This window comes from Rhodococcus sp. EPR-134 (assembly GCF_001647205.1).
GTDB lineage: Bacteria > Actinomycetota > Actinomycetes > Mycobacteriales > Mycobacteriaceae > Rhodococcus_F > Rhodococcus_F qingshengii.
Genome location: NZ_LVCT01000231.1, coordinates 1 through 15,549 on the forward strand (window position 1 = coordinate 1; position 15,549 = coordinate 15,549).

General features: G+C 62.2%; 18 protein-coding genes. 10 read left to right on the plus strand and 8 right to left on the minus strand.

Features of this window, described 5'->3' with window-relative positions:
* Positions 1-26 precede the first annotated feature (26 nt).
* Positions 27-1,079 (plus strand): CobW family GTP-binding protein, encoded by a 1,053-nt coding sequence (locus A2J01_RS10145; protein ID WP_064112641.1) that lies wholly within the window; start codon positions 27-29, stop codon positions 1,077-1,079.
* A complete protein-coding gene (gene bluB, locus A2J01_RS10150) occupies positions 1,076-1,705 on the plus strand; it encodes a 5,6-dimethylbenzimidazole synthase (RefSeq protein ID WP_064112635.1) in 630 nt (209 codons plus the stop codon). The genes A2J01_RS10145 and bluB overlap by 4 nt, the downstream gene beginning before the upstream one ends.
* 14 nt (positions 1,706-1,719) lie before the next feature.
* On the opposite strand, the gene A2J01_RS10155 is transcribed toward bluB, so the two are convergent.
* The 4 genes from A2J01_RS10155 to A2J01_RS10170 all read right to left on the minus strand — a co-directional run bounded on the left by A2J01_RS10155 (position 1,720) and on the right by A2J01_RS10170 (position 6,011).
* A complete protein-coding gene (locus tag A2J01_RS10155; RefSeq protein WP_042450056.1) occupies positions 1,720-3,159 on the minus strand; it encodes a DEAD/DEAH box helicase in 1,440 nt (479 codons plus the stop codon).
* Positions 3,160-3,387: 228 nt separating this feature from the next.
* A complete protein-coding gene (locus tag A2J01_RS10160; protein ID WP_007731311.1) occupies positions 3,388-3,801 on the minus strand; it encodes a molybdenum cofactor biosynthesis protein MoaE in 414 nt (137 codons plus the stop codon).
* Positions 3,794-4,780 carry a bifunctional molybdenum cofactor biosynthesis protein MoaC/MoaB gene (gene moaCB / locus A2J01_RS10165; protein ID WP_047271627.1) on the minus strand — a complete coding sequence of 329 codons (987 nt, stop codon included), beginning with the start codon at positions 4,778-4,780 and terminating at the stop codon, positions 3,794-3,796. The genes A2J01_RS10160 and moaCB overlap by 8 nt, the downstream gene beginning before the upstream one ends.
* A gap of 28 nt (positions 4,781-4,808) precedes the next feature.
* Complete coding sequence (locus A2J01_RS10170) at positions 4,809-6,011, minus strand: molybdopterin molybdotransferase MoeA (RefSeq protein ID WP_064112636.1); 1,203 nt, start codon at positions 6,009-6,011, stop codon at positions 4,809-4,811.
* A gap of 111 nt (positions 6,012-6,122) precedes the next feature.
* On the opposite strand from A2J01_RS10170, the gene moaA reads away from it, so the two are divergent.
* The 3 genes from moaA to A2J01_RS10185 all read left to right on the plus strand — a co-directional run bounded on the left by moaA (position 6,123) and on the right by A2J01_RS10185 (position 8,501).
* Entirely contained in the window at positions 6,123-7,181 is a 1,059-nt protein-coding gene (gene moaA, locus A2J01_RS10175; RefSeq protein WP_007731315.1) for a GTP 3',8-cyclase MoaA, read from the plus strand.
* Positions 7,174-7,431 carry a MoaD/ThiS family protein gene (locus A2J01_RS10180; RefSeq protein WP_003944706.1) on the plus strand — a complete coding sequence of 86 codons (258 nt, stop codon included), beginning with the start codon at positions 7,174-7,176 and terminating at the stop codon, positions 7,429-7,431. Before moaA ends, A2J01_RS10180 begins: the two co-directional genes overlap by 8 nt.
* Before the next feature lie 314 nt (positions 7,432-7,745).
* Positions 7,746-8,501 carry a hypothetical protein gene (locus A2J01_RS10185; RefSeq protein WP_003944763.1) on the plus strand — a complete coding sequence of 252 codons (756 nt, stop codon included), beginning with the start codon at positions 7,746-7,748 and terminating at the stop codon, positions 8,499-8,501.
* Between the two features lie 25 nt (positions 8,502-8,526).
* Here the strand turns inward: A2J01_RS10185 and nadE are convergent, their stop codons facing one another.
* Entirely contained in the window at positions 8,527-9,351 is an 825-nt protein-coding gene (gene nadE / locus A2J01_RS10190) for an ammonia-dependent NAD(+) synthetase (RefSeq protein ID WP_064075192.1), read from the minus strand.
* A gap of 68 nt (positions 9,352-9,419) precedes the next feature.
* Here nadE and A2J01_RS10195 point away from each other — a divergent pair, with 68 nt between their 5' ends.
* The gene (locus tag A2J01_RS10195; protein WP_003944766.1) at positions 9,420-9,974 is read left to right on the plus strand and encodes a nucleosidase; all 555 of its coding nucleotides are present in this window, start codon (positions 9,420-9,422) and stop codon (positions 9,972-9,974) included.
* A gap of 19 nt (positions 9,975-9,993) precedes the next feature.
* Here A2J01_RS10195 and A2J01_RS10200 read toward each other — a convergent pair whose 3' ends face one another.
* Together A2J01_RS10200 and A2J01_RS10205 are read right to left on the minus strand one after the other, a co-directional pair.
* Positions 9,994-10,773 carry an META domain-containing protein gene (locus A2J01_RS10200; protein WP_064112637.1) on the minus strand — a complete coding sequence of 260 codons (780 nt, stop codon included), beginning with the start codon at positions 10,771-10,773 and terminating at the stop codon, positions 9,994-9,996.
* Between the two features lie 35 nt (positions 10,774-10,808).
* Positions 10,809-11,408 carry a TetR/AcrR family transcriptional regulator gene (locus A2J01_RS10205; RefSeq protein WP_064112638.1) on the minus strand — a complete coding sequence of 200 codons (600 nt, stop codon included), beginning with the start codon at positions 11,406-11,408 and terminating at the stop codon, positions 10,809-10,811.
* Between the two features lie 106 nt (positions 11,409-11,514).
* Between A2J01_RS10205 and A2J01_RS10210 the strand changes: the two genes are divergently transcribed.
* Positions 11,515-12,081: an NAD(P)H-dependent oxidoreductase gene (locus tag A2J01_RS10210; protein ID WP_030534957.1), complete on the plus strand. Its 567-nt coding sequence runs from the start codon at positions 11,515-11,517 to the stop codon at positions 12,079-12,081.
* Between the two features lie 55 nt (positions 12,082-12,136).
* On the opposite strand, the gene A2J01_RS10215 is transcribed toward A2J01_RS10210, so the two are convergent.
* Positions 12,137-12,964, minus strand: a complete 828-nt coding sequence (locus A2J01_RS10215; protein ID WP_064112639.1) for a siderophore-interacting protein — start codon at positions 12,962-12,964, stop codon at positions 12,137-12,139.
* A 291-nt stretch (positions 12,965-13,255) separates the two neighbouring features.
* Here A2J01_RS10215 and nrdH point away from each other — a divergent pair, with 291 nt between their 5' ends.
* The 3 genes from nrdH to nrdE form a co-directional block, all read left to right on the plus strand.
* Entirely contained in the window at positions 13,256-13,486 is a 231-nt protein-coding gene (gene nrdH / locus A2J01_RS10220; protein ID WP_003944717.1) for a glutaredoxin-like protein NrdH, read from the plus strand.
* Positions 13,487-13,568: 82 nt separating this feature from the next.
* Positions 13,569-14,048, plus strand: coding sequence for a class Ib ribonucleoside-diphosphate reductase assembly flavoprotein NrdI (gene nrdI, locus A2J01_RS35050; RefSeq protein WP_003944767.1), 480 nt, complete (start codon positions 13,569-13,571; stop codon positions 14,046-14,048).
* On the plus strand, positions 14,006-15,549 hold a 1,544-nt coding region (gene nrdE / locus A2J01_RS10225), incomplete at its 3' end, for a class 1b ribonucleoside-diphosphate reductase subunit alpha (protein WP_064112640.1). The genes nrdI and nrdE, both read left to right, overlap by 43 nt.

A 15,549-nucleotide genomic window follows, 5' to 3' on the forward strand; every position in this document is an offset into this window, starting at 1 on the left:
TACGTGTGGTTTCGGAAGGTTGTGTGGTGGCGAAGAAGCAGATTCCCGTAATAGTCGTCGCAGGTTTTCTCGGTTCGGGCAAGACGACGCTGCTCAACCATCTTCTGCGTAACAACGACGGTGTACGCATCGGCGTGATCGTCAACGACTTCGGATCCGTCAACATCGACTCGATGATGGTCGCCGGTCAGGTCGATTCGATGGTCTCTCTCAGCAACGGCTGTTTGTGCTGCGCTGTCGACGTCTCGGACATGGACGAGATGCTGAACAAGTTGGCGCACCGGCAGTCCGGGATCGACGTGATCGTCATCGAGGCCAGCGGGCTTGCCGAGCCGCGGAACATGATTCGACTCGTCCTCGGAAGTGAGAACCCGTCTGTCGTCTACGGCGGCCTGGTAGTCCTGGTCGACGGAGCCAATTTCTCCACCGTTCGCCGCGAACATCCCGAGCTCGATCAACATGTCCGCCTGGCAGACCTGGTGGTAGTCAACAAGATCGACAGCGTTCCGGTCGCCGAACGCGAGCGATTCACGGCCGAAATTCGTGAGTTGAATCCGCGAGCGCCGATGGTGGAAACCTCGCACTCGCGGATAGACCCCGCTCTGTTGTTCGATACCGGCGAGGTGACCCCTCCGGCTCCGGGCGATCAACTGAGCCTCGACGAGCTCCTGCGCGACGGGCACGACGACGATCACGAGGACGGCTCGTGTCATCACGATCACCTGCACCATCGCTACGAATCGGTTGATTTCGCATCGGAGACGCCTCTCGATGCCAGGGCTCTGACGCACTTTCTCGAAAATCAGCCGTCGGGTGTTTACCGCATCAAGGGCTTCGTGAACTTCGAGATTCCGGGCCACACAGGAAAATTCGAGATCCAATCGGTGGGTGATCATGTCCGGATCACGCCGCTGCGATGGAAGTCGGGCGAACCTCGAACCACGCAACTGGTCGTGATCGGTACCGGGATGGATTCGGGGGCGGTCGGCAGCGCGCTCCGCGCCTGCGTGCGCGAAGAAACGGTCGAACCGCACCCCGACGCCATGCTGGGATTGCACCGCTATACCGTCGGGGCGTGAGTGAATCAGCTGTATCCGTGTACGAAGCGATTCGGCGACGGCGAGACGTTCGCGCCCAGTTCTCGGGAGAGATCGTCCCCGACGAAACTCTGATGCGCATTCTCGACGCCGCCCATCGCGCGCCGAGCGTGGGAAACACGCAACCGTGGGATTTTGTCGTCGTTCGTAATCCGGAGACGCTCGACACCTTCGCGGCACACGTCGCCGATGCCCGGGTGAAATTCGCGCAGTCCTTGCCCGAGGATCGCCGCTCGACGTTCGACCCCATCAAGATCGAGGGAATTGCCGAGAGTGGTACCGGCATCGTCGTCACTTACGACCCGTCGCGCGGTGGCCCGAACATCCTCGGCCGTCATACCGTCGACGACACCGGGCTGTTCTCGGCGGTACTGGCAATTCAGAATTTGTGGCTCGCCGCGGTAGCCGAGGAGATCGGCATCGGCTGGGTTTCGTTCTACGACGAGAAGTACCTCACCGAACTCATGGGCATTCCGTCACCCGTTCGCCCCATTGCGTGGCTGTGCGTCGGGAAGGTGACCGAGTTTCAACAGGTTCCGGATCTCGAACGCTTCGGATGGCGACAGCGCCGGCCACTGGCCGACGCTGTCCATTACGAAACCTATTGAGTTGTACCGGTGGCCTAGCGTGCGGGACGGCCACCGGTGGAGCCTGCGGTGCGAGCGCCGCCGCCGGTGCGGGGACGGCGAGCGCCACCACCGGCATGTTCCTGACGGGCAGCTCCGCCGGTGCGAGCACCGCGTGACTGACCGCCCTGTCCGGAGCGAGCCTGACCCGAACGTGCTGCGCCGCCGCGTCCACCCTGGCCGGCGGGACGCTGTCCGCGTCCACCGTTGGGCTGGGCAGGAGCCTTCGGAGCCGGCGTGACGTGCGGTGCGATGTCGCCGACCAACTTGACGACGTGCTCGGAGTTGGCAGTCGAACGGACCGGGGTCACCTTGATGGCTGCCTTGCGCATGAGGATCGCAAGATCCTTACGCTGCTCGGGCAGAACCACGGTGACCACGTCGCCGGCGCTGCCTGCGCGAGCGGTGCGACCACTGCGGTGCAGGTAAGCCTTGTGCTCGGCCGGCGGATCGACGTGGACGACCAACTCGACGTCGTCGACGTGGACGCCACGCGCTGCGACGTCGGTGGCGACGAGGACGCGCGCTTCACCGGCGGAGAATGCCGCCAGGTTACGGTCGCGAGCAGCCTGCGAGAGGTTGCCGTGAAGGTCAACGGACGGGATGCCCGACTCGGTGAGCTGGCGAGCCAACTTGCGAGCCTGGTGCTTGGTGCGCATGAACAGGATGCGACGACCGGTACCGGAAGCGAGCTTCTCGACCAGAGCCTTCTTGGCTTCGACGCCGTCGACGTCGAACACGTGGTGCGTCATTGCGGCGACGGGGGAGTTGGCCTCGTCGACCGAATGCATGACCTCGTTCTTGAGGAAACGCTTGACGAGCTTGTCGACGCCGTTGTCCAGCGTTGCCGAGAACAGTAGACGCTGCCCGTCCTGCGGGGTGGACGAGAGGATGCGGGTGACGACGGGCAGGAAGCCGAGGTCGGCCATGTGGTCGGCCTCGTCGAGCACGGTGATCTCGACGGCGTCGAGACTGACGAACTTCTGCTTCATGAGGTCTTCGAGGCGACCGGGGCAGGCGACGACGATGTCGACTCCGGCCTTGAGAGCCTGAACCTGGCGGTGCTGCGAGACACCACCGAAGATCGTGGTCACGCGCAAGTCGTATGCGGCGGCCAACGGTTCGAGGGTTGCGGTGATCTGGGTGGCGAGCTCACGCGTGGGTGCGAGCACCAGGCCGAGCGGTCGACCCGGACGACGCTTTCCTCCGGACAGTTCGCCGGCGAGGCGGGAGACCATGGGGATGGAGAACGCGAGGGTCTTGCCGCTTCCGGTCTTTCCGCGGCCCAGTACGTCGCGCCCCGAGAGAGTGTCGGGGAGGGTGTCGATCTGGATCGGGAACGGAGAAGTGATTCCGCCGTCTTCGAGAGCTTTCACCAGCGGTGCGCGCACACCGAGGGCTGCGAAGGTGGTAGCGGGCGTAGAGATGTCAGACAAGTGTGTTCAGAGCCTTTCGGGCACGTGTTCGTGCCCGGATGCCGACACGGGAATTAACCGGTCGAACAATCAAGCACAGTGGTGGCGGCGCTGCCGGTCGGCAGGCTTCTTCGCCGTAAGAAGAGCGGGTGCATTGAGCACTCAGCAAGAAAATTTGCGTTCTACGACGCTGGATGCCCGATTTCAGGCACCTAGTGATCGCAACTCTACCTTCCCGGAGCGTTCGACCTACAACCCGACCCATTCGGAGACGCCGTTCGCGAAGTGTTGCCGCTTCCAGATCGGTACCTCGTGCTTGATGCGCTCCACCAGTTCGGCGCACGCGGCAAACGCCTCCGCTCGATGCGGCGCGGCGACGGCGGCGACCAGTGCGAGGTCGCCGATCTCGAGGTGACCGACGCGATGGATCGCGGCAACCGGCAGGCCGGTCGAGGCCGCAACCTCTTGGCAGCACGTCTGGAGGAAGCGTTCGGCATCCGGATGCGCTTGGTACTCCAACGCCGAAACCGCTTGACCTCCATCGTGATTGCGCACCGTTCCCGTGAACACCACAACAGCGCCGTTCTTCGGACCGGCAACGGCGGCGTCGACGGTGTCTGCGTGAATCGGTTGCTCGGAGATCCGAGCCAGTAGCTCACTCATCGTGCGCTCCTCCGCCTGCGACCTGCGCGAGCAGGTGATCGATGATGGGTTCGAGGACGGCGAGACCGTCCTTCACTCCACCGGGAGAACCCGGAAGATTGACGATGACCGTCGTACCTGTGAGACCTGCCACACCACGGCTCAGCGACGCGTGCGGTGTCTTCTCGAGGCCCTTGGTCCGGATCGCTTCTGCGACGCCGGGCAACTCACGGGTCAAGACTGCCCGGGTAGCTTCCGGGGTGGCATCCGTGGGGGAAGCCCCGGTGCCGCCGGTACTGATGACGAGTGACGGGGAGCCCTCCTTGGCGTCAGCGATGCCCGCCGCGATGTCTGCGTCGGCGTACACAAGCGGTCCACGTACCTCGAAGTCCCGTTCACGTAGCCAGGTCGCGATCGTGGGTCCGGTGGTGTCGGGTCTGGTGCCGTTCGCACCGCCGGTGGAAGCCACGAGGACGGTCGCGGACCGTGCCGAGGTGAAGGTGTGCGCCGGAGCTGTCTGTGCGTTCTGAGTGTCGCGGGTCCAATGTCCGCGCTTACCACCGTCTTTGGTGAGCAGACGAACACCGTTCATGGTAGCTCCGGGGTCCACCGCTTTGACCATGTCGTGCAAGGTCAGGCCGGCTACCGCGACGGCGGTGAGTGCTTCCATCTCGACGCCGGTCTGTCCGCGAGTCTTCGCCGTCGCCTCGACGGTGATCGATGTTTCGGTGAACCCGAATTCCACCTTGACCGACGAGAGCGCGAGTTGATGACACAGCGGGATCAGTTCGGAGGTCTTCTTCGCACCGGCGATTCCGGCGATGCGCGCGGTGGTGAGGACATCAGCCTTGGGCATGCCGTCGGCGCGGACGAGGCGAACTACCTCGGCGGTCGTGACGAGTTCGCCGGCGGCGACGGCGATACGCGTCGTCTCGGCCTTGGCGCTGACGTCGACCATGCGCGCTCGGCCCTCGCTGTCGACGTGTGTCAATTCGGTCATCAGTGTCCTTTGAATCAGATCGAGTGAATCAGATCGAGGAAGTCGAGAGCGGGACGACGTCGACGAGATCGCCCGCGCCGAGCTCGGTCACGGCGGCGGGGATGTCGATCAGGACGTCGGCCCACGCCATGGCTGCAACAAGGTGCGATCCGGGTCCGGCAACGAGTTCGATTCCGTCCGCAGTTCTGCGTGCCCGCAGGAACTGCCGCTTGCCGTCCACCGAACGCAGCGGTGCAGTCAACGGGAGTCGCTCGCGCGGGATCTCGGGCAGGCCCGCGGCCCGGCGCAGTTCGCCCCGTGCGAAGACCTCGAAGGAGACCATCGTGCTCACCGGGTTGCCCGGGAAGCTCAGTACCGGCACTTCGTTCACCACTGCAGTGCCTTGCGGACCGCCCGGCTGCATTGCGACGTGGCCGAAGTGTGCTCCCAGAGGCGTGAGAGTTTCCTTCACCACCTCGAAGTCGCCCATGGACACTCCGCCGGAGGTGAACACCAGATCAGCGACCGAGGTTGCGTACGAGAGCAATTCGCGGAACTCGGCGGGGTCGTCGCTGCTTCGGGTGACGGATACGACATCGGCGCCGTTGGCTTCGGCCAATGTTGCCAAAGCTGGACCGTTGGAATCGTAGATCTCACCGGGTTCGAGAGTTGTTCCGGCACTTTTCAGTTCGGCGCCCGTCGTAATTATCGCGACCCGTGGCTTCGTGTAGGTGTCGAGCGAGGCCAGGCCCACAGCACTCAGCGCGGCGATATGGCGAGGTTCCAAGTGCGTTCCGGCCGTGACCAGTAGCATTCCGGCGGTGATGTCGCTGCCACGTTCGCGTACGAATTCGCCTACCGACCTGCCCCGTTCGATCGTGACGACGTGCTCGGTGACACCCGTTGTGTCCTCGACCGGAACAACGGCGTCGGCACCCTCGGGGAGCGGAGCACCGGTCATGATGCGAAATGCCGATCCTGGAAGGTGTTTCGGTGGTTTTCCGCTTCCAGCGGCGATCACGCCTCGAACCGTCAGTGTGGTCGGAACCGAGGCCACAGAAGCAGCATCGCCGGCATACCCGTCCATCTGCGAGTTGCGGAAGAGTGGCAGGTCTACCGGCGATGCGATATCCGAGCAAGTTATGCGCCCCAACGCTTCTGCCGTCGGAACTGCCGTCGGAGAGAGGGTGTGCAGGCCGGTGAGCAATCCGGAGATGTGCGACGCGTGTTCCTCGACCGAACGCGCGCTCATGACAGTAACCTCGACAACCTCGACATGTTTTGATCCTAGGCGGTGTGGTCCGTCCGACACACGGAGTACGGCTTTCGGTCATACTGGAGCAATACGGAAGTTGGTGAAGTGATGACAGTGGTCTCGATGGGAATTCCCACCGTGCGGTTCGACGCTGCCTCCCTCGCCGGTCGTCCCGAGACGGATCTCCTGGTCGACAGGTTCGGGCGTGTTGCCAGAGATCTGCGAGTCTCGATCACCGAGAAGTGTTCACTTCGTTGCACGTATTGCATGCCGGAGGAAGGCTTGCCGGCCATCGCTGCGGAAGATCTTCTGAGTGCCGACGAGATCATTCGAGTAGTCGGAATCGGCGTCGAACGAGTCGGTATTCGCGAGGTGAGATTCACCGGCGGCGAACCGCTGATGCGTAGTGACCTCGAAAAGATCATCGGGGGGTGCGCCGCGCGCGTGCCAGGAATTCCACTTTCCATGACTACCAACGCCGTTGGGCTCGAACATCGTGCGGCGAAGTTGGCTGCAGCTGGTTTGACTCGCATCAATGTTTCCCTGGATTCGGTTGATCGCGCCCATTTCGCTGAATTGACGCGTCGAGACAGGTTGCCGTCCGTTCTCGCGGGAATTCGAGCGGCAGCTGCGGCCGGGCTCGCGCCACTGAAGATCAATGCGGTGCTGATGCGTGAAACGCTCCACGGCGCGGCGGATCTTTTGCAGTGGTGCCTCGAAGCCGGCGTCGAATTGCGCTTTATCGAGCAAATGCCTCTGGACGCAGACCATGCATGGGCACGCGAGAACATGGTGACCGCGGCTGAATTGTTGTCCGTTTTGGGAAGCCGTTTCGAATTGGAAGCAATCGGCCGTGAAGATCCGTCGGCTCCTGCCGAAGAATGGCGTGTCGACGGGACCACGATGACGGTAGGGATCATCGCTTCCGTGACCCGCTCGTTCTGCAGTGAATGCGATCGGACGCGAATGACCGCAGAGGGAACAATTCGGTCATGTCTGTTCAGTGACCGTGAAGTTGATCTGCGTGCCGCGCTCAGGGCCGGAGCAAGTGACGACGAACTAGCGGATTTGTGGCGCGGTGCGATGTGGAACAAGTGGGCTGGGCACGGCATCGACGCCGCGGACTTCGTTCCGCCGGAAAGAAGTATGGGAGCGATTGGTGGCTGATCCGCATTCGATCTCGGTTCGTTACTTTGCTGCTGCAGCGGATGTATCCGGTTGCCGTAGCGAGGTAGTCGCCATCTCGCCTGACAACACACTTGCCGAGTTGGTGGCGGTGCTGGTCGGGCGATACGGACCGGAGATGGAGCGAGTGCTGTCGGTCTCGGCTTTCCTCGTCGGTGACGAGTTGACCCGCGACGTCTCTCGAGCCTCCGGTAGCGCTGTCGATATTCTTCCGCCTTTCGCTGGAGGCTAGTCCGAGAATTGCCGGCGTAGCTATTTGTGGGCTGCCGACGTATTATCCTTTTTCGGTTTGCCGGTCCAAATATTCATATCTTGATCACTCCAGCTCAAGTGGCATCTATCTCCGTTTTCTCCATTGTTGGTCAATTGTCCAGCATTGGTCGTTTTGTTTAGTTTCTCCTACTTTTGGGGGAGCGAATGCACTTCGAATTGCCAAGGTGAATTGTCATCTGTTTGGATGACAAAAGAAATACCTTCGCTGTTGGTAATTGTCGACATGTGTTAATTTTGGCGCAATTCCACTCGGGATATGTGAAAGGTATTTCAATGTCGATTAATTCCACGCGCCGTGTCGGAGTCGTCGTAGCACTCCTCGGGGCAGCTGCACTCACCGCTCCGGCAATTGCTACTGCGCTTCCGTCCACCGGTTCTCTCGGCTCTTCTGCGCCGGAAGCCTCCTGCTCGACCCTGTCCACCGAAGCGACGCCGAACGGTTGGGGCATCCCGTTCACCGACGAGAAGGATCAGACCGCGTCGTACTCGGCCGACAACGTTCTCGACAAGGACGGTTCACTGAAGCTGGCCGTCGACGGTACCGGCGATCGTTCGGTTTCCTACCATTCGGCCGGCGGTATCAAGTTGTCCGACGCAGTCGGCAAGGCGATCGGCTTTGCCGAGCGCGCCGCCACGCCGACTGCGGCGTTCCAGCTCCGCCTCACCGGAACGACCGGCGGAAAGTTCGAGAACGGATTCACCACCCTGGTGTGGGTCCCGGGACCCGACGCCACGCCGACGGCTGACGGCGGCGTTCACGCGGATCTCCAGAAGGGCGTGTGGTGGAGCACTCAAAACATCGACGGCGCCAAGGACCGCGTGTCAGTGCCTTTGGCTGACATCGTCGCCGCGAACCCGAACGCGGTAGTCGACCACTACGGCGTCAGTGTGGGCACCGGTTCCGCCGCCACGTCGACGCTGGTCGATGCAGTGCAGTTCAACGGATGCACCACCAACTTCGCGAAGAAGGATCCGGCTTCGGGAACCGGTTCGCTGGGCGACGTCTTCGGCAGCCTGTTCGGTAGCTAGTCGCTGGTAAGAGCTCTGGTAGGAGTTACTTCCACCAGTCATCGAGGGGTGTGACCGGCACCGTGCGCTTGTGACGAGTGTTGGTGAACATCTTCTCGAGCTTCTCGGCTACCTCGGAGGAAACGTCCTTTCCTTCGAGGTAGTCGTCTATCTGTGAGTACGTGACGCCGAGGGCAACTTCGTCGGGTAGCGCGGGTCGGTCGTCCTCGAGGTCGGCGGTCGGCACCTTGCGCCACGTGCTCTCGGGTGCGCCCAATTCCTGCAGCAATGCAGCGCCCTGGCGTTTGCTCAAGCCGGTGAGCGGCGTGATGTCGACACCGCCGTCACCGAATTTCGTGAAGAAGCCGGTAATCGCTTCTGCGGCGTGGTCGGTACCGATCACGAGGTAGCCGAGCTGACCGGCAATCGCATACTGAATGACCATTCGTTCGCGCGCCTTGATGTTGCCACGGACGAAGTCGCGTAGTTCGCCGTTCCCCAACGCCTCGGAGGCCTCACGGGCCGTCGCGTCGGCGCCAGGCTTGACGTTGACCGTGAGAGAGCGGTCCGGCTTGATGAAGCCGAGCGCGATCTGAGCATCGGATTCGTCGGCCTGAGCGCCATACGGGAGTCGAACGGCGACGAACTCGGCCTCGAGGCCCTCTTCGCGAAGTTCCGTGACCGCGCGTTGGGCGAGGGCTCCGGCGAGCGTGCTGTCCTGACCGCCGCTGATTCCCAGAACGAACCCTTTGGCGGGGGTCGAGCGCACGTAGTCCTTCAGGAACTGGACTCGCGCGCGAACCTCCGCTGCGGCGTCGATTGTCGGCTTTGTGCCGAGTTCTTCGATGATGCTTTCACGCAGTGTGGCCATGAATGGACTCTAGCGATGTGAGCAGGCGCGTGCAGTGCCACCGTATCCGGGGCGGTACGGTCGCGCACATGAGTGCGAACAACGTTCTGGTGGTCAGTGCGACGAAGTCGGAAGCGGCATACGTGCCGCAAGGATACGAACTGCTGATCACGGGGATTGGAAAGGTCAGTGCTGCAACAGCAGTCGCCTCTGCTCTCGCGCGGTACGAGCGGGATGATCTGCCGCTGGTCGTCAACATCGGGACAGCCGGTGCGCTGCACGCGCACCACGGCGGCCTCTATGTTCCCGGCGTCGTCATCAATCACGACATCAGCAGCACCGCGATCCGAGCGCTGGGGCACGACGTCGCGGACCGTTTGGTGCTCGCCGGCGGTGACGACTCGGTGTTGGCGACCGGCGACGCATTCATCGCCGACGCTGCAACCCGGGACGCCCTTGCACAGCGAGCCGATCTGGTCGACATGGAGGGATTTGCCATCGCATTCGCCGCGCAGGCTGCGGGTGCTACCTGCCGACTCGTCAAACACGTCAGCGATCACGCGGACGACTCGGCCTTGGACTGGCCCGCGATGATCGATGCCAGCGCCCGCGAGTTGGGGCGCTGGCTGCTCGACAACGTCTGATCGAGCCTGCAGCGTCTGGTCAAGCCTGCGCAGTCAGTATCAATCCGGTGTCGTCGGGCTTGCGCAGGGTCAGCGTGTCGGCGTCGACGGAGTAGCTCACTTCGCCGTCGAGCACCGCCAGGATCTGGCGCTCGATGTCCATGTTCTCCTCGGGGCAAGCCATACGCGTGGTTGCCATCGGCGTGAACGTGACTGTGGTGTCGGACGTCTGGGCGCTTCCGGTCATGCGATTGCATCCGGTGCTCCCGCTGACCGAACCGTCTGCGGCAATCGTCAGTTCGGGAGCTGACGTCTCCAGAGCCAGGCTCGTACTGATCGCATCGGGACTGATGAGGGACGTGACAGTCCACGTCGTGCCCTGCAGCGGTCGATCCGGCGTGACGATTTTCTTGTCCTGCAGGGTGACTGTGGCGTCCTTCGATGTCAGGACGAGGGTGTCGCCGTCGAGGCTCCACGCCGGCGCAGCGGTCAGCAATGTTGTTGTCCAGGAGTCGGATTCGGCGATGCCGGGAGGGCAGCCCATCATGGTCGACGCCATGGTGCCGGTGGTCAGCGTGCCGTCGGTGAACTCGACCGAACCGTTTGCCGTGTTGCATCCGGCGCCCGCGGACACTCGACCGGCCTGGCTGAAGTCGAGAGTCAGCGGGCCGCCGCCGGGAATTTGTGTTCCATCCACGGAGGTCGAGATGAACACACGACCGGAGGGATCCGTCTTGTCTTCGGGGGTGTCGGACGAAGCGGAGCAACCGCTTACCGCGGCGATGGTCAGGAGGCCGATGACGGCTGCAGCGATGCGCATGGGCTCACATTAAGTGGTGGGACGGATCGGGGGAGTCAACATCGAGTAACGCGCCGGGCAAGGTCTTCCCAGCCGGCGGCCAGGCGCTGGGTGGTCATCCCGAGATCGCGCACCTGATGAAGGACGAGCGACGCTTCGAGTGGTGCCAACAGTGCTGAAGCGAGCAGATCGAGGTCGCCCTCGACGCCGGCTCCTCGAAGAAGCCCGATGACGTGAGCGATGCCGAGAGCCCGGGCCGGACCGCCGAAGCGGTATTCAGGAGCGTTTTCCGCCGCTCGGAGGACTTCGCCCTGTACTTCCACCATGGCAATCCGGGCTCGTCCGAACGCGATGAGGCGCTCGATCGGCGGCGCGCCCGGACCCAACGGTGGGGGGCCGAACATGAATGCCTGTTGCAGTTCTCGCTCGGTGTGATCGAGCAGTGCCTGCATCAGTCCCGATCGATTGCCGAAGCGCCGAAAAACTGTGCCCTTGCCCACACCGGCCCGGCACGCGACAGCATCCATCGTCACCGCGTCGACACCTCGCTCGGCAACGAGGAGGGCTGCGGCGTCGAGCAGAAGTACGCGGTTACGTGCTGCGTCACCGCGCTCGACCGGCGCGGCGCCGATCTGGGGGAGGGGGATTGCGCTCACGGGATCAGGTTACAGGGCCGGGGAATGTAAGTGGACCGCGGTCCGTTTAGTTGATATAACTTTCAACCGGAGCCACCAACCGCACCACTCTCGAAGGAAACTCGCTATGTCACAGACCAATGTTCTCGTTCTCGTCGGCAGCCTGCGCGCCGGATCCGTCAACCGCCAGCTTGCCGAGACGGCTGTGTCCGCCGCACCCGAGGGTGCCACGCTGACGGTCTTCGAAGGCCTCGCCGACGTCCCCTTCTACAACGAAGACATCGACGTCGAGGGTGCTTCCATCCCCGCTGTCGACGCACTGCGCTCCGCTGCGAGCGACGCGGACGCGTTCCTGCTCGTCACCCCCGAGTACAACGGCACCATTCCCGCAGTTCTGAAGAACGCCATCGACTGGATCTCGCGTCCGTACGGTGTCGGTGCAGTCAAGGACAAGGCTGTCGCAGTCATCAGCGCTTCGCCCAGCGGCAACGGCGCCAAGTGGGCACACGAAGACACCACCAAGGCGGTCCGTATCGCCGGCGGCAAGGTCGTCGAGGACACTGCACTGAGCATCGGTGGAACCGGCGCACTGTTCGGTGAGCTGCACCCGCGTGAGAACGCAGAGGTGCTCGCTCAGGTCTCCAAGGTCGTCTCCGACCTCGTCGACGCCGGCAAGCAGCTCGTCAACGCGTAATCCGTTTCACGAATGAGGGCCATGCCGGAAGGTGTGGTCCTCACTCGTATGCGCGCTAGAGCCCTTCGCGTTCCATCGCGTCGTCGACCGCGTCGCGAACCGACTCGAAATCCTTGCCGGCCATCATCGCTTCGCCCATCGCAGCATCGATACGGTCGGCGACGGCGGCGTACCGACGCTCCCAGTTCTCCTTGTCCTCCCGCCAGTAACCCATCACGTGCATGCGGTTTGCCGGGATTTCCCATGTTCGACGCAGGTGGGTGCGGATGCGTCTGGCGGCCGCGGCCTCGACTGCACACCAGATGTAGCCCTCGCCGGGGGGCAGGGCAGCGTCGGCCAATTCGGCGAGCAGCGAGTCCGATTCCTCGATCCATCGGTAGTGAGCGTCGGCGCGCGTCGTGAACGTCTGCTGTTCGCTCGGCGCGGATACCTGCGCGATGACGTGGATCGGTAGACCGTCGGGTGCTTCTTCGAGAATTCGCCCGATCGCGGGCAGAGCGGCGTGATCGGCGACCATCAGCAGCCAGTCGCAACCTGCCGGCGGCGTGAACCACCCGCTCGCCGTCGAGAGGTGAACGGTCTCGCCCGGTTGCGCAGTCGCGGCCCAGAGTGCCGCGCCGCCGTGGCCGTGGAGAACGAAGTCGATCTCCAGTTCGTTCTTCGACGGCTGCCAGCGCCGGACCGTGTAACTACGGGCGTGAGGGGGATCGAGGGGGAATCTGACGAGCACCCGTTCGTCCGGGCTACCACTCGTCTCGAAGTCGCTCAGGCCCTCCCCGCCGAAGGTGATTCTGCGCATCAACGGTGTCACCTGCTGTGTTCTCGTCACGGTTGCCTCGTGGCGTGGAGCCTCGTCCTTCGGGGGTGTTTCCACGTCGCTCATGGTAGGTCCGTGGCGCGGCTCTGAGAGGCTGGCGAGCACAAATAGAAACTGTGACGCGCGACACGCCGACGCGCCGGGAAATGAAGGCGCTGAACTGGGGCGACCTGGGAATTCCAACGATGTGACTCACAACATCTCGCGTTATGTGTTTCTGTCGGCCACTAGGTGTAGTGTCTTGAGCACTGAGAGACCACAACGCGGAACGCCTCGAGCGAGACTCCGGCAATCGGTCGTATCGGTGCTGAACATCACTACATCGGCCTTTGTTGGCTAAGCGAAAGAGGGACTCTCATGAGCATCACCGTCTACACCAAGCCCGCTTGCGTTCAGTGCAATGCCACCTACCGCGCCCTGGACAAGGCCGGTCTCGAATACAACGTCATCGACATCACCGAGGATGCCGAAGCCCGCGACTACGTCATGGCTCTCGGGTACCTCCAGGCACCCATCGTGGTTGCCGGTGAAGATCACTGGTCGGGCTTCCGTCCCGATCGCATCAAGACCCTGACCGTCGCTGCTTGAAGCGCCGCAGTGTCGGCGGTGGACACCTCCGCCGACACATCTGAGTAGTTCCGGGCACCGTACAAGAAAATGGTGACAACCGATGACTTCGCTGGTCTATTTTTCCAGCGTGTCGGAGAACACCCACCGATTCGTTCAACGTCTCGGCCTGCCTGCGACACGTATACCTATCCATGACCGTGACGGCTCATTTCGTGTAGACGAGCCCTATGTGCTGATTCTGCCCACCTATGGTGGCGGGGTCACCGTGACAGGGCGCGACACCAGTTATGTACCGAAGCCGGTCATTCGTTTTTTGAACAATCCACACAACAGGTCGTTGATCAGAGCAGTGATCGCGGCGGGAAACACCAATTTCGGTGAGTCCTTTTGCTATGCAGGAAACATCATTTCCCAGAAATGCCACGTTCCTTTTCTGTACCGGTTCGAACTCATGGGCACTGCCGAGGACGTCGACCGGGTACGAGAAGGCTTGGGGGAGTTCTGGAATCATCTCGAAACAGAGAAGGAGCACGGGCAGTGGCGCCAACCATCACTGACACGATCGCGGCAGGAAGCGTAGAGCGTGATGCGCGCGGCGGCGATTCCACCAACGGTCTCGACTACCACGCACTCAACGCCATGCTCAACCTGTACGGCGCCAACGGTGAGATCCAGTTCGAGATGGATGTCGCTGCAGCCCGTCAGTACTTCTTGCAGCACGTCAACCAGAACACCGTGTTCTTCCACAACCTCGACGAGAAGCTGGACTACCTCGTCGAGGAAAACTATTACGAGCCCGAGGTTCTCGATCAGTACTCACGTACTTTCGTGAAGTTCCTGATCGATCACGCGTACGCCAAGAAGTTCCGCTTCCCGACGTTCCTGGGTGCATTCAAGTACTACACCTCCTACACGCTCAAGACCTTCGACGGTAAGCGCTACCTCGAGCGTTTCGAAGATCGTGTCTGCATGGTTGCGCTCACCCTGGCTGCAGGCAACGAAGACCTGGCCGTCGAACTCGTCGACGAGATCATCGCCGGACGCTTCCAGCCCGCCACCCCGACGTTCCTGAACTCGGGCAAGAAACAGCGCGGTGAGCCCGTGTCCTGCTTCCTGCTTCGTATCGAAGACAACATGGAGTCCATCGGTCGCTCCATCAACTCGGCACTGCAGCTGTCCAAGCGCGGTGGCGGAGTTGCCTTGCTGCTCACCAACGTTCGTGAGCACGGCGCCCCGATCAAGAAGATCGAGAACCAGAGTTCGGGTGTCATCCCGATCATGAAGCTTCTCGAGGACTCGTTCTCCTACGCCAACCAGTTGGGTGCGCGTCAGGGCGCCGGTGCTGTGTACCTGCATGCGCACCACCCCGACATCTACCGGTTCCTCGACACCAAGCGTGAGAACGCCGACGAGAAGATCCGTATCAAGACGCTCTCACTCGGCGTCGTGATCCCGGACATCACGTTCGAACTGGCGAAGAAGAACGAGGACATGTACCTGTTCTCGCCGTACGACGTCGAGCGCATCTACGGAGTTCCGTTCTCCGACATCAACGTCTCCGAGAAGTACTACGAGATGGTCGACGACAAGCGAATTCGCAAGTCCAAGATCAAAGCTCGCGAGTTCTTCCAGACCGTCGCCGAATTGCAGTTCGAATCGGGCTACCCCTACATCATGTTCGAGGACACGGTGAACCGGGCAAACCCGATCGAGGGCAAGATCACGCACTCGAACCTGTGCTCGGAGATCCTGCAGGTTTCTACGCCTTCACTGTTCAACGACGACCTGTCCTACTCGAAGGTCGGCAAGGACATCTCCTGCAACCTGGGTTCGCTGAACATCGCGAAGACCATGGACTCGCCCGACTTCGCCAAGACCATCGAAGTGTCGATCCGCGGATTGACGGCGGTGTCCGATCAGACGCACATCTACTCGGTGCCGTCGATCGAGCAGGGCAACAACGACTCTCACGCCATCGGCCTCGGTCAGATGAACCTGCACGGATACCTTGCTCGTGAGCGGATCTTCTACGGCAGCGAAGAAGGCATCGACTTCACGAACATCTACTTCTACACCGTGCT